The organism is Citrobacter sp. RHBSTW-00570 (assembly GCF_013739755.1).
GTDB classification, from domain to species: Bacteria; Pseudomonadota; Gammaproteobacteria; order Enterobacterales; family Enterobacteriaceae; genus Citrobacter; species Citrobacter braakii.
Map to the genome: position 1 here is coordinate 1,024,851 of NZ_CP056399.1, position 13,665 is coordinate 1,038,515.

Below are 13,665 nucleotides of genomic sequence, written 5' to 3' on the forward strand. Positions count from 1 at the left end.
ATGTGAATGAAGGAAAGTAACAGCCGCCGTGAATTTTTAAGTCAGAGCGGAAAAATGGTGACCGCTGCCGCGCTGTTTGGCGCAGTGGCTCCGGTCGCGTATGCTGCTAATCCTGTCGGGAACACCTGCGGGGCGAAGAGCACAATGACGATTAACGATAAGCACTATTACCTGGATAACGTCCTGCTGGAAGCGGGGTTTGATTACGAAAACTCGGTGGTGGTGCATACCCGTACCGCGCTGCAAACCGTTGAAATTCAGGACGGGAAAATTGTTGCCCTGCGTGAGAATAAGCAGCATCCGGATGCGACGCTGCCGCACTACGATGCGGGTGGAAAGCTGATGCTGCCCGCCATGCGCGACATGCACATCCATCTGGATAAAACCTTTTACGGCGGTCCCTGGCGTTCGCTGAATCGCCCGGCTGGCACCACCATTCAGGATATGATCCGCCTTGAGCAAAAGCTGCTGCCTGAACTCCAGCCTTACACGCAGGAGCGCGCGGAAAAGCTCATCGATCTGCTGCAATCAAAAGGCACCTCGATCGCCCGCAGCCACTGCAATATCGAACCGGTTTCCGGGCTGAAAAACCTGGAAAATCTGCAGGCGGTGCTGGCGCGTCGCCAGCCGGGTTTTGCCTGTGAAATCGTGGCGTTTCCGCAGCATGGCCTGCTGTTATCGAAGTCTGAACCGTTGATGCGTGAAGCAATGCAGGCGGGGGCGCATTACGTCGGCGGTCTGGACCCAACCAGCGTGGACGGGGCGATGGAAAAATCCCTCGACACCATGTTCCAGATTGCGCTGGATTACGATAAAGGCGTGGATATCCATCTGCATGAAACCAGCCCGGCGGGCGTTGCGGCGGTGAATTACATGGTGGAAACGGTGGAGAAAACGCCGCAGTTGAAGGGCAAACTGACCATCAGCCACGCATTTGCGTTGGCAACGCTGAACGAACAGCAGGTGGATGCGCTGGCGAGCCGCATGGCGGCGCAGCAGATTACCATTGCCTCGACGGTGCCGATCGGAACCTTGCATATGCCGCTCAAGCAGCTGCGTGACAAAGGCGTGGAAGTGATTACCGGGACTGACAGTGTGATTGACCACTGGTCGCCGTACGGGCTTGGAGACATGCTGGAGAAGGCGAATCTGTACGCGCAGCTGTATATTCGTCCCAATGAACTCAACCTGTCGCGGGCGCTGTTCCTCGCCACCGGCGATGTGCTGCCGCTTAACGATAAAGGTGAGCGCGTCTGGCCGAAGGCGCAGGATGAAGCCAGCTTTGTACTGGTGGATGCCTCCTGCTCAGCGGAAGCGGTCGCGCGAATCTCCCCACGCACCGCGACCTTCCATAAAGGCCAACTGGTGTGGGGGAACGTGGCAAGCTAGCCTGGTTTGATGCGCAGCGGCAATCGCTGCTGCGCTCTCTGCTCGTTAACCGACGATACCCATATAGCCGTGAATCCCCATATATAAGCCGACCATCGCGATGAGCGCGCTGGAAAAATAGGGGGCTTTGCGTGCCAGTGTGTTAAATCCGCTCCAGCGTTTGGCCGCCTGCTGCACGCTGATTGCCGCTCCCACGCCCACCGTTACCAGCGTTAGCGCCAGCCCGAGGCTGAAGCACAGCACCATGGTGGCACCCAGCGTGAAGGCTTTGAGCTGGATGCAAATAAGCAGTACCGTAATGGCGGCAGGGCAGGGGATCAACCCGCCGGTCAGACCAAACAATAATATTTGGCCGTTGGTGACCTCTTTGCCTGCAAAGCGGCGCTGAATATCGGTAGCATGTGCCCGCTCGTGCGCGTCCTGATACGCTTTCGAACCCTCGCTCAGCCCTGCTAACGCAGCATGGTTATGATCGTGGTCATGTTCGTGATGATGATGGTGAGCTTCACCGTGGTTATGATGGTGGTGATGGTCATCATGATCATGGTGATGCTCATGATCGTGGTCATGATGCGTCTGGGTCAGCCAGTTCTGTTCTCCCTGCCAGGTTCGCCAGAACATCCAGAATGCGGTCCCGAGAATAATAATCGCCGAGACAAACTGCAGCCACGGCTCAACGGCCTGGGCAGTAAACGCTTTGCTGATATACATCCCGCCGAGCGCAATCAGCCATACCACTGCGGTATGCGACAGCGTTGCCGCCAGCCCCAGCATCACCGCCTGTTTGATGGTCCCCTTAATGGCAATAATAAAGGCCGCCATCATCGTCTTGGAATGCCCCGGTTCCAGACCGTGTAACACTCCTAATAGAATCGCGCTGGGAATGAAAAACCAGGCGTTGCCTTGCTGAAGAAGCGTAGAAAACTCACCCATGAGAATGATTCTTAGTTGTTTAATTTTGCCAGATTCTACTCCCCCCCAGTATTAAATACTACCCCCCAGTAGAATGACGATGGTATTGTCGCTACAGCCAGACGTTGAAAAGGTATTGCTATGTCACACACGATCCGCGACAAACAAAAGCTGAAAGCCCGAGCCAGTAAGATTCAGGGGCAGGTAGCGGCGTTGAAAACCATGCTGGATGAACCGCATGAATGCGCGGCGGTATTGCAGCAAATAGCGGCGATCCGCGGTGCGGTAAACGGGTTAATGCGCGAGGTGATTAAAGGTCATCTGACCGAGCACATTGTGCATCAGGGCGATGAAATTAAGCGCGAAGAAGATTTGGATGTGGTTTTGAAGGTACTCGATTCGTACATCAAATAAGTCAGTTTAACGGCTCATCCACATACTGATGAATGAGCCGTTAAAAACACGTTCTAGCCAAAAAACATCACAGATACGCACAGCAGACCGACAATCAGGGTGATCAGATTACCCACTGAACGGTACGGCTTTAGCGCCGGGATCAGATAGGTAGATAATGTCGGCATGATAAACAGAATCATGGCAATCAGCGGCCCGCTAATCGCGTAAATCATTGAAATTGCATTAGGGTTAATGCAGCAAATGATAAACGTAATGGTCGAAACCAGCATAATGGACAGGGCGCGGTTAAAGGCCCGGCTTTTCTTCACTCCCACCTGATGCAACGATGTTTTTACCACCTCGGTTGCCCCTTCAATCACGCCAAAGTAGGTGCCGAGGAACGATTTTGACATCGCCACGACGGCGACAATGATCCCAGAAATCGACAGCCATGCTGGTGCGTTTGGCATCATCGATAGCGCTGACAGAATGGTCACCCCTTCATTTTTCGCGTCCTCGATATAGTTTGTCGGAATCGAAAGCAAACAGCTGAAGACGAAAAACAGCACGCTCAGGCAGATGATGATGTAGGCTACCTTCATGATTTTTTTGCATTTACCCATGGCCTGCTCGCCATATTTCTCACGTCGGTCGATGGCGAACGTCGAGATAATTGGCGTATGGCTAAAAGCAAAAACCATCACGGGAATAGATATCCAAACCTGATGAAGCGTGTGCTGATCGAAAGACATCTGACCGGTGAGTAGCGTTGGCTGCCAGCTTCCGGTCAGGTAGAGCGAAAGGAACAAAAAGTACGCGATGAGCGGGAACACCAGAAAACCCATTACCCGAATGGTTGCTTGTCGGCCCATCAGAAAAATCAAGTTCAGCACCAGCACCACGCCAAGACTGACCAGCATGCGAACACGCAGATCGATGGCGATATGTTTTGCCAGTTGTTCAGTGAGTGAATTGGTTATCGCCACGGCGTAGATCAGCACCACCACAAAGAAGGCAATAAAATAGAGGGTCGTGATCAGGCTGCCTATCTTTTTGCCGTAGTAGTGCGTAACTGCACCAGTGATCCCTTCACCTGCCGAGGTTTTTGAGGACAGGATAAACTGGCACAGCGCCTTGTGCGGCCAGTAGGTTAAAGGCCAGGCGACGAGTGCGGTGATAAACAGTACCACTGCGCCTGCAGAACCCAGCTGTATGGGGAGGAAGAGGGTTCCTGCGCCGACGGCAGTCCCATATAGTGCGAAGCTCCAGAGAGTATCTTCTTTTGACCAAAATTTCGACATTATTTGAACGTATCAACTATAAAATAAACAAAAAGAAGCGCAATTTACCACAAATGGCAGGGGCTGGGGGAGGTGTCAACAAGCGGGCGAGTGAATGGATCAAAAGCCGGAACCGAGAAGATTCCGGCTATTGTTTGAATTATCAGGCAGTAACGCGCTGCTGGCGACGCTTCATAACGCGCTCGCGTAAAGTGTCATAAGCCCAGTTATAGAACATGGTGTATGGCAGGAAGAACAGGAAGAAACCTATTTCCAGCGTGAATGCCTGGAGCAGGCTGACGTTCAGCACATACGCCACGATGCTCACCCCGATGACAATAAAACCGCTCTCGAAGCCTAAGGCGTGGAATGCCCGCACTTTAGCCGTACGTTTTACCAGGTGCGACGGCCACAGTCGGTCAAACAGGGCGTTATAAATGATATTCCAGATCATCGCCGTCGTGGCGAGAAGAATGGTCAGTCCGCCCATTTCCAGCACCGAGCGCTGCATCAACCATGCGGTGGTTGGTGCGAGGATCGCGGTGGCAATGCCTTCAAAGCAGACGGCATGAAAAATTCGCTCCAGTAACGAGCGGCGTTGGACTGTATCGTGTTGCATAATCTAAAACCTTCTTTGATGCCCGGATAACGGAATGGTGGCAATTTTATCGTTTTATGTGATATCTAAAAGATAGTATCCATCGATAAAGTAGATAGTTCATGCGTTACTCTCCTGAAGCGTTAACGGCATTTGTGGAGACCGTTTCCTGCGGCTCATTTTCTGCTGCGGCCCGGCGTCTGCGTAAAAGTCAGTCCACCATCAGCACGGCCATTGCGCATCTGGAAGCCGATCTCGGTTTTGCGCTGTTTGACCGCTCATCACGTCAGCCGACGCTAACCGAAGAAGGTAAGCGGGTGCTGGGCTATGTGCAGGCAATTTTGACGGCCAGCGAACGTCTTGATGAGGCAGCGATTTCGCTGTCGGGTGAAACGGAAGCGCGTCTGACCTTCGTGTTGTCTGACACGCTGCATCCGGATGTGCTGGAAGAATTGATGGTGCAGTTTGACCACAAGTTTCCCCATACCGAGTTTGAATGTCTGATTGGCGAAGATGAAGACGTTATCGATCTGCTGCAAAAAGGACGTGCTCAGGTTGGGTTGATCGAAGCGCGGGAGGATTACCCGACCGACATGGGCGTCACGCGTCTGCCGATGCAAACCTGGATGGGATTATACGTTGCGGCATCACATCCACTGGCGACTCAAGAAAAAATGCAGTGGGAACAGCTACATACCTGGCGAGAGCTGCGGCTGAATACCTATCTGGAGAGCGGCACCAACGTGGCGCGCGGCCCCGTCTGGTCGGCGCCTAACTATTTGTTGCTGCTGAGTATGGCGGTGCAGGGATTCGGCTGGTGCGCGCTCCCTTGTGCGCTGGTGGAGGAGTTTGCGGCAGAAAAACCGCTGGTTCAATTGATGCTGCCTGGCTGGCCAAAGGCTATCTCTATCGATCTGCTGTGGAATAAGAAATCACCGCCTGGCGTGGCGGGAAGTTGGCTGCGCGACCATTTACAGCAGAGTGGCGTTCAGATGACCAATAAATGATACGAATTTCCTTTGTGATAAAAATCACCGTTTTTAAACAACCTTGATAACTCTTTTTAACAATCATCTACTATTGCGGTGTTATTTTGCGCTGAGGTGGTGATGAAAGAGGTTGTGATAGTCGGGGCGTTACGGACACCGATCGGCTGCTTCCAGGGGACGCTGGCGCGCCACTCTGCCGTTGAATTAGGTAGCATGGTAGTCAGGGCGTTACTGGAGCGCACGGGCGTGGACGTTCACGCTGTGGATGAAGTGATCCTCGGACAGGTGCTTACCGCAGGTGCCGGGCAAAACCCGGCGCGTCAGTCCGCCATCAATGGTGGGCTACCCAATACCGTCTCCGCCATCACCATTAACGATGTCTGCGGCTCGGGTCTGAAAGCGCTGCATCTGGCGACCCAGGCTATCCAGTGCGGCGAAGCCGACATTGTGATTGCGGGCGGACAAGAGAATATGAGCCGTGCGCCGCATGTCCTTACTGATAGCCGTACCGGCGCACAGTTGGGCAACAGTCAACTGGTCGACAGCCTGGTGCATGACGGCCTGTGGGACGCTTTCAACGATTACCATATGGGCGTTACCGCGGAAAATCTGGCGCGGGAATATGGCATCAGCCGTGAACTGCAGGATGCCTACGCACTGCATTCGCAGCACAAGGCGCGGATGGCAATTGACGCCGGGCGCTTTAAAGATGAAATCGTGCCGGTGGTAACGCAGCGTAATGGGCAATCGTTCGTGGTGGATACCGACGAACAGCCGCGCACCGATGCCAGCGCAGAAGGGCTGGCGCGTCTGGATCCGACCTTCGACAGGCTCGGTTCAGTAACCGCGGGCAACGCGTCATCCATCAATGATGGCGCCGCTGCGGTGATGATGATGAGCGAGGCCAAGGCCCTGGAGCTGAATTTGCCGGTGCTGGCCCGCATCCGCGCCTTTGCCAGCGTCGGGGTCGATCCCGCGCTCATGGGAATTGCGCCGGTGTACGCGACGCGCCGTTGCCTTGAGCGTGTGGGCTGGCAACTGGCTGATGTTGATCTTATCGAGGCCAACGAAGCCTTTGCCGCACAGGCATTGTCCGTTGGAAAAATGCTGGAGTGGGATGAACGGCGGGTGAATGTGAACGGCGGAGCCATTGCGCTCGGTCATCCGATTGGCGCATCTGGCTGCCGTATTCTGGTTTCACTGGTGCATGAAATGGTGAAGCGTCGGGCGCACAAGGGCCTGGCAACGTTATGTATCGGCGGTGGTCAGGGCGTGGCGCTCGCTATCGAACGAGATTAACCACCCGTAGTTTTCTCTGCTTAAACGCCTTTCCCGCTGTATATCCCCTGCATCTATAAAAAAGCCCTCCAACAGGAGGGCAAGGCCAGTTACAGAAACATACACTCTAAACTCTGCCAACGTATCAAAACGGCGTTTCATTTCATGTGATTAACAGCGCACTTTGCTATAAAAGGTGTGTGAACGGCGTGTGAGGCTGGCTGTATTTTCAATGTCTTATCCCTACCCTTCATGAACTACTCTTGTTTATTTTTATCTATCTAATTGTTTTAAATAATTTTATTGAAACCATTCCCGCGATTTATATGCGCTAGCGTGATCGCAATTACACTTTTGATAATAAGATGCAGAAAAAGTGAAACGTTGTTTTATTTATAATTGAAAACCCATTCCGGGAGGGATATCATGAGCGCATAAGATAAAACGGAACAGCGTTTTGCTATTCGTTTAAGCATTCACGGTCAATTTATCACTGGAGGTAAATGTGGACGTAAGACAAAGCATCCATAGTGCGCATGCGAAAACCCTGGACACTCAGGAGCTACGTAATGAGTTTTTGGTCGAAGAAGTGTTTGTCGCAGATGAATACACCATGGTCTACAGCCACATTGACCGCATCATTGTTGGCGGCATTATGCCAGTGGCCAAAACCGTCTCTGTGGGTGGCGAAGTCGGCAAACAGCTGGGCGTAACCTACTTCCTCGAGCGTCGTGAGCTGGGTGTGATTAACATCGGTGGCCCGGGCACGATTACCGTTGACGGCCAGTGCTATGAAATTGGTCATCGTGACGCGCTGTACGTCGGGAAAGGGGCCAAAGAAGTGGTATTCGCCAGCATCGATACGGCGAAACCAGCGAAGTTTTTTCTACAACTGCGCGCCGGCCCACACGACTTATCCAACCAAAAAAGTCACGCCAGCAGACGTTGCACCAGTGACGCTGGGCGATGACCTCACCAGTAACCGTCGTACCATCAACAAATATTTTGTGCCGGATGTGCTGGAAACCTGCCAGTTGAGCATGGGTCTGACCGAACTGGCGCCGGGTAACCTGTGGAACACCATGCCGTGTCATACCCATGAACGTCGTATGGAAGTCTATTTCTATTTCAATATGGAAGAAGATACCTGCGTCTTCCACATGATGGGGCAGCCTCAGGAAACGCGTCATATTGTGATGCACAACGAGCAGGCGGTGATTTCGCCGAGCTGGTCAATTCACTCCGGCGTTGGCACAAAAGCTTATACGTTCATTTGGGGCATGGTCGGCGAAAACCAGGTCTTTGATGATATGGACCATGTAGCGGTCAAAGATCTGCGCTAGTTGCGGGCGATAGCCGTGCCTGCTGCGGCGGGCATTATAAAAAATTAAGGATTTACAATGATTTTGAATGCATTCTCTCTTGAAGGTAAGGTCGCCGTTGTGACCGGTTGTGACACTGGCCTGGGTCAGGGTATGGCGTTGGGTTTGGCTGAAGCGGGCTGCGATATCGTGGGGATCAACATCGTTGAACCGACGGAAACTATCGAACGCGTGACCGCGCTGGGGCGCCGTTTTTTAAGTCTGACCGCCGACCTGCGTCAAATTGACGGCATTCCGGCGCTGCTGGAGCGCGCAGTGGCAGAATTCGGTCATATCGATATTCTGGTCAACAACGCAGGTCTTATCCGTCGTGACGATGCGATCGACTTCAGTGAAAAAGACTGGGACGACGTGATGAACCTGAACATTAAGAGCGTGTTCTTTATGTCTCAGGCCGCGGCGAAGCACTTTATCGCTCAGGGTAACGGCGGCAAAATTATCAACATCGCCTCTATGCTTTCTTTCCAGGGCGGGATCCGCGTGCCGTCTTACACCGCGTCTAAAAGCGGCGTAATGGGCGTCACCCGCCTGATGGCGAACGAGTGGGCCAAACATAACATCAACGTCAACGCAATTGCGCCGGGTTACATGGCGACGAACAACACTCAACAGCTGCGCGCTGATGAGCAGCGTAGCGCAGAAATTCTCGATCGTATCCCGGCGGGTCGTTGGGGTCTGCCGAGTGACCTGATGGGGCCGATTGTGTTCCTGGCATCCAGCGCATCTGACTATATCAACGGCTATACCGTTGCGGTAGACGGCGGCTGGCTGGCGCGTTAATCTGCTTTCCAGAACTGACAAACCCTGCCCTTTGGCAGGTTTTGTCAGTTAAACATAAGGTGAATGTAGCAATACACCGGAGGCGACATATTCATTCCCTCTGGAACAACATTATGCCGCCAGGCAGATTACGAACAGATAAAATTACGCAGGCAGAAAATCTTCGCGCATGGGCGTAAAGGTATCGAGTAGCGTTCCCGGTTTTAAACAGACGCAGCCATGCATAATGTTGGGTTGTTTATATAGGGTATCGCCTGCCCTAACGACATGCTTTTCTTCGCCGATGGTAAATTCAAACTCCCCAGACAAAACGTAAGTCAGCTGCTCATGCGGATGATTGTGCATCGGACCAATCGCGCCTTGCTCGAAGTTCACCTCAACCGCCATCATTTTACCGTCGTGAGCAAGAATGCGTCGGGTAACGCCATTGCCCAGATCTTCAAGGGTGGTCTCTTTATGAAAAATAAACATTCGGCCTTCCTGTAATTAAAACAATGTTTCATTAAACCTATATCAGAAAATTAAAAAAAGAAATGCACGCCAACAGATGTGGAAAGTTGATCACATCTTTGGTTCACTGGAGAGATAACAACAAATCAGGGGAAATGATGAAAACGATCGGTCTGTTAGGCGGTATGAGCTGGGAATCCACCATTCCTTATTATCGACTCATTAATGAAGGGGTAAAACAGCGTCTGGGTGGCCTGCACTCGGCACAGATTCTGTTGCACAGCGTAGATTTTCACGAGATTGAAGCCTGTCAGTCTGGCGGTGACTGGCAGCGGGCTGGGGAGATCCTCGCGCAGGCCGCCGCAGGGCTTCAGCAAGCCGGAGCGGAGGGGATTGTGTTGTGTACCAACACCATGCACAAAGTTGCTGAGGCGATTGAAACCGCCTGTGACGTGCCGTTCCTGCATATTGCCGATGCGACGGGTCGGGCCATACAAAAACAGCAGATGAGCAATGTGGCGCTACTGGGTACGCGCTACACCATGGAGCAGGATTTTTACCGCGGACGCCTACAGACTGAATTTGGTATTAGCACGCTTATTCCTGAGGCTGATGACCGTCAGAAAATAAACCAGATTATTTTCGACGAGCTGTGCCTCGGTGAGTTCAGCAACGCCTCCCGCGACTACTACCTGAGCGTAATTGATCAGTTGGCTAAACAGGGCGCTCAAGGGGTTATCTTTGGCTGTACCGAGATTGGTCTGCTGGTTCCAGCCGAGCTAAGTCCATTACCGGTTTTCGACACCGCGGCAATCCATGCGCAAGATGCGGTGGCGTTTATGCTTTCGTCTGTGGATACAAAATAGCCTCCAGTGGATCGATAAGCCTCGGGAGTTGGGCTTGCAGATGCGCCGTAAAAGCATCGACCAGCGCCGAGGCAGGGCGATGAAGTGGGTGGATCAGGCTGACCGTAAAGGGTACCGAAATACTGAAGCGGCGGATAACCACTCCGCTGCTGGCATAATCCAGCGCGGTCAGTGGGTTTACCACCGAGATCCCCACGCCCGCCCGCACCATTGCACAAATTGAAGCGGCGCTGTGGGTTTCAATCACCATGCGGCGCTTCACCTGATGTTCGTTAAACAGGGTGTCCAATAGCTGACGGTAACTGTCGGTCCGCGACAGGCTGATATAGTTCTCTCCCTGAAAATCCTGCGGCGTTAATACCGCTTTTTCGGTCAGCGGATGACCCTGCGGCAGTACACACACTTCATCCAGCGCCAGCAATTCGGTGCGTTTCGTTCCGGCAGGCGTATGCAGCGTTTCCGTTAACCCCAGATCGTGGCGCTGCGCCGACAGCCACTCTTCCAACAGTGGTGACTCCTGCGGCACGATCTGAATGTTGACCTGCGGATAGCGCGCGAGAAATGGCTGCAGCAGCGGCGGTAAAAAGGACTGTGAAAATACCGGCAGGCAAACAATCGACAATTCACCTTGACGAAATTCGCGCAGGCTTTCGGCGGCGCTCACAATTCTGTCCAGGCCGTACCACGAACGTTGTACCTCTTCAAACAGACGTAAGCCTTGCACGGTTGGATGCAGTCGGCCACGCGTGCGTTCAAACAGCGTTAATCCCAGGACTTTTTCGAATCGGGCCAGTTCCCGACTGACGGTGGGCTGCGAGGTATGTAGCATGCGCGCGGCTTCCGTCAGATTACCAGCGGTCATGATGGCGTGAAAAATTTCAATGTGGCGCAGGTTAACCGCGGGCATAGGCAATCCTCGAATGAGCTAATCCATATCATTTTTGCATAGACTCACGATAAAACGATATTTTTTATTCTTTTTGGGCTGTGGCGTAATCATAAAAAAGCCAATACCGGAGCACACCATGCCACGCCCACTCAACAACACAGACACTGACCTGACCGCCGACAACCTGTTGCGCCTGCCTGCCGAATTCGGCTGCCCGGTGTGGGTCTATGATGCGCAGATTATTCGCGCGCAGATTGCCAAACTGAGTCAGTTTGACGTGGTGCGTTTTGCCCAGAAGGCATGTTCGAATATTCATATTTTGCGCCTGATGCGCGAGCAGGGCGTGAAGGTCGATTCCGTCTCGCTTGGCGAAATTGAACGCGCGCTGGCGGCAGGTTTTGTACCGGGCAAAGATGAGATTGTCTTTACCGCCGATATGATTGATGAAGCGACGCTCGCCCGGGTGCATGAATTGAGCATTCCGGTAAATGCCGGGTCGGTCGATATGCTGGAACAACTGGGCCAGTTCTCGTCGGGCCATCGCGTGTGGCTCCGCGTAAACCCTGGCTTTGGGCATGGACACAGTCAGAAAACCAATACCGGGGGCGAGAACAGCAAGCACGGCATCTGGTACAGCGATCTTCCGGCGGCGCTGGAGGTAATTCAGCGCTATAAGCTGAAGCTGGTAGGTATTCATATGCATATCGGCTCTGGCGTGGACTACGCGCATCTGGAGCAGGTGTGCGGCGCGATGGTGCGTCAGGTAGTGGAATTTGGTCAGGATCTGGAGGCGATCTCCGCAGGCGGCGGTTTATCAATCCCGTATCGCGAAGGTGAAGAGGCGATCGACACCGATCACTATTTTGGATTGTGGAACGCCGCGCGCGATAGTATTGCGCGTCATCTGGGTCATGCCGTCAAACTGGAGATCGAACCAGGGCGTTTCCTGGTCGCGGAAGCCGGCGTGTTAGTGGCGCAGGTGCGCAGCGTAAAAGAGATGGGCAGCCGTCACTTTGTGCTGATCGATGCGGGCTTCAACGATCTGATGCGCCCGGCCATGTACGGTAGCTATCACCATATCTCCGCGCTGGCGGGAGATGGTCGTTCTCTGCAACAAACTCCTCAACGAGAGACCGTGGTGGCCGGACCGCTGTGCGAATCAGGCGACGTGTTTACCCAGCAGGAAGGCGGAAATGTGGAAACCCGTCTGTTGCCTGCGGTGGTGCCGGGTGATTATCTGGTTTTGCATGATACCGGGGCGTACGGAGCGTCAATGTCGTCAAACTACAATAGCCGCCCGCTGCTGCCGGAGGTCTTGTTTGATAACGGTGTGGCACGACTGATTCGTCGTCGCCAGACCATTGATGAGCTGTTAGCGCTGGAATTAATCTGAGTAAAGCTGGCCGGATAAGGTGCTTGCGTCACTATCCGGCTCTTTTTCATATTACTTAAAGTACGGTCCGAGCGTTACTGAGTCACGTAATACCAGTTTGCCGGTAAACGGAGGGATCGGCTCCACGCTCTCACCGTTGGCCAGACGTATAGCCTGGTCGATTGCCGTGGTTATCATGGTATCAATCGGCAGATAAACGGTAGATAACCCCGGTTCCAGCCATTTGGCGCTGGGCGCATCATCAAAACCAAACAGCGAGACGTCCGTCGGGATCCTCAGTCCGGCCTGATGTAACGCTTTTGATGCACCTAATGCCATGTCATCGTTACAGGCGAACAGGGCGCTGAATTTCACCCCTTCCTCCAGCAGTTCTCGACAGGCTTCATAGCCTCGCGTCATCGTGGAGTCGCCGTATTTAACCTTATCAGGATCCCAGGGAATACCGTTTTTTTCCAGAGCCTTACGATACCCCATCAGGCGGGATTTACCAGTAGGCGTATGGCTTGGCACGGTGATACAAGCAATATCGCTGTGCCCCTGCGAGATCAGATAATTGACCGCCTGATACGCCGCGTCTTCCTGCTCAAAGAAAATCGCGCGATCGCGGGCCTGACTGACATCACGGTTGATGACCAGCAAGGGCATCGCAATGCTGTTCATCAGCGACATAATCGCCGTTTCACTCATATAGCGGGTATAGAGAATAATGGCGTCGCACTGCCTGTCGGCCAGCATTTGCACGGCTTCCTGCTCACGCTCCGGCGTGTCGTGACCATCGGTGACGATCAACTGCTTGCCGTGAGACTCCGTCTGGCGCGAGGCCTGTTGCAGCAGGCGGCCAAAGTAGAATCCATCAAATGTGGAAACCACCAGGCCAATGCTGTTGCTGGTGCGATTCGCTAAAGAGCGCGCTAAAAAGTTGGGCCGATAATCGAGTGCCTGCATGGCCTTGAACACTTTCTGGCGCGTGCTCTCTTTTACCTGACCCGTTCCATTTAGTACGCGCGAAACGGTCGCTTTTGAGACGCCTGCGTGTCGTGAAACGTCCAACATCGTAGTCATG

General features: G+C 53.3%; 13 protein-coding genes and 1 pseudogene. 8 read left to right on the top strand and 6 right to left on the bottom strand.

Annotated features, from left to right (window positions below):
• Positions 1 to 6: 6 nt before the first annotated feature.
• Positions 7 to 1,389 carry an amidohydrolase family protein gene (locus HV237_RS04930; RefSeq protein WP_016157391.1) on the top strand — a complete coding sequence of 461 codons (1,383 nt, stop codon included), beginning with the start codon at positions 7 to 9 and terminating at the stop codon, positions 1,387 to 1,389.
• A gap of 45 nt (positions 1,390 to 1,434) precedes the next feature.
• Here the strand turns inward: HV237_RS04930 and HV237_RS04935 are convergent, their stop codons facing one another.
• Positions 1,435 to 2,322 (bottom strand): nickel/cobalt efflux protein RcnA, encoded by an 888-nt coding sequence (locus tag HV237_RS04935; RefSeq protein WP_047357809.1) that lies wholly within the window; start codon positions 2,320 to 2,322, stop codon positions 1,435 to 1,437.
• Positions 2,323 to 2,442: 120 nt separating this feature from the next.
• Between HV237_RS04935 and rcnR the strand changes: the two genes are divergently transcribed.
• Entirely contained in the window at positions 2,443 to 2,715 is a 273-nt protein-coding gene (gene rcnR / locus HV237_RS04940) for a Ni(II)/Co(II)-binding transcriptional repressor RcnR (RefSeq protein ID WP_016154292.1), read from the top strand.
• Positions 2,716 to 2,768: 53 nt separating this feature from the next.
• Here rcnR and HV237_RS04945 read toward each other — a convergent pair whose 3' ends face one another.
• Positions 2,769 to 3,998, bottom strand: coding sequence for an amino acid permease (locus HV237_RS04945; RefSeq protein ID WP_047357808.1), 1,230 nt, complete (start codon positions 3,996 to 3,998; stop codon positions 2,769 to 2,771).
• Between the two features lie 142 nt (positions 3,999 to 4,140).
• Positions 4,141 to 4,596: a multidrug/biocide efflux PACE transporter gene (locus HV237_RS04950; RefSeq protein WP_016154290.1), complete on the bottom strand. Its 456-nt coding sequence runs from the start codon at positions 4,594 to 4,596 to the stop codon at positions 4,141 to 4,143.
• Positions 4,597 to 4,697: 101 nt separating this feature from the next.
• Between HV237_RS04950 and HV237_RS04955 the strand changes: the two genes are divergently transcribed.
• The 4 genes and pseudogenes from HV237_RS04955 (at position 4,698) to kduD (ending at position 9,004) form a co-directional block, all read left to right on the top strand.
• Entirely contained in the window at positions 4,698 to 5,582 is an 885-nt protein-coding gene (locus HV237_RS04955; protein WP_047357807.1) for a LysR family transcriptional regulator, read from the top strand.
• Between the two features lie 102 nt (positions 5,583 to 5,684).
• The gene (locus tag HV237_RS04960; RefSeq protein WP_016157388.1) at positions 5,685 to 6,863 is read left to right on the top strand and encodes an acetyl-CoA C-acetyltransferase; all 1,179 of its coding nucleotides are present in this window, start codon (positions 5,685 to 5,687) and stop codon (positions 6,861 to 6,863) included.
• A gap of 484 nt (positions 6,864 to 7,347) precedes the next feature.
• A pseudogene (gene kduI, locus HV237_RS04965) lies at positions 7,348 to 8,185 on the top strand (5-dehydro-4-deoxy-D-glucuronate isomerase).
• 57 nt (positions 8,186 to 8,242) lie between these two features.
• Complete coding sequence (kduD, locus tag HV237_RS04970) at positions 8,243 to 9,004, top strand: 2-dehydro-3-deoxy-D-gluconate 5-dehydrogenase KduD (protein WP_016154286.1); 762 nt, start codon at positions 8,243 to 8,245, stop codon at positions 9,002 to 9,004.
• A gap of 144 nt (positions 9,005 to 9,148) precedes the next feature.
• On the opposite strand, the gene HV237_RS04975 is transcribed toward kduD, so the two are convergent.
• Entirely contained in the window at positions 9,149 to 9,475 is a 327-nt protein-coding gene (locus HV237_RS04975; RefSeq protein WP_016154285.1) for a cupin domain-containing protein, read from the bottom strand.
• Positions 9,476 to 9,612: 137 nt separating this feature from the next.
• Between HV237_RS04975 and HV237_RS04980 the strand changes: the two genes are divergently transcribed.
• Complete coding sequence (locus tag HV237_RS04980) at positions 9,613 to 10,320, top strand: aspartate/glutamate racemase (RefSeq protein WP_016154284.1); 708 nt, start codon at positions 9,613 to 9,615, stop codon at positions 10,318 to 10,320.
• On the opposite strand, the gene HV237_RS04985 is transcribed toward HV237_RS04980, so the two are convergent.
• Positions 10,292 to 11,227, bottom strand: coding sequence for a LysR family transcriptional regulator (locus tag HV237_RS04985; protein WP_016154283.1), 936 nt, complete (start codon positions 11,225 to 11,227; stop codon positions 10,292 to 10,294). The genes HV237_RS04980 and HV237_RS04985 overlap by 29 nt on opposite strands.
• A 118-nt stretch (positions 11,228 to 11,345) precedes the next feature.
• On the opposite strand from HV237_RS04985, the gene lysA reads away from it, so the two are divergent.
• Positions 11,346 to 12,602 (top strand): diaminopimelate decarboxylase, encoded by a 1,257-nt coding sequence (gene lysA / locus HV237_RS04990; RefSeq protein WP_047357806.1) that lies wholly within the window; start codon positions 11,346 to 11,348, stop codon positions 12,600 to 12,602.
• A gap of 51 nt (positions 12,603 to 12,653) precedes the next feature.
• On the opposite strand, the gene HV237_RS04995 is transcribed toward lysA, so the two are convergent.
• The gene (locus tag HV237_RS04995) at positions 12,654 to 13,664 is read right to left on the bottom strand and encodes a LacI family DNA-binding transcriptional regulator (protein ID WP_047357805.1); all 1,011 of its coding nucleotides are present in this window, start codon (positions 13,662 to 13,664) and stop codon (positions 12,654 to 12,656) included.
• Between the last annotated feature and the right edge of the window lies 1 nt (position 13,665).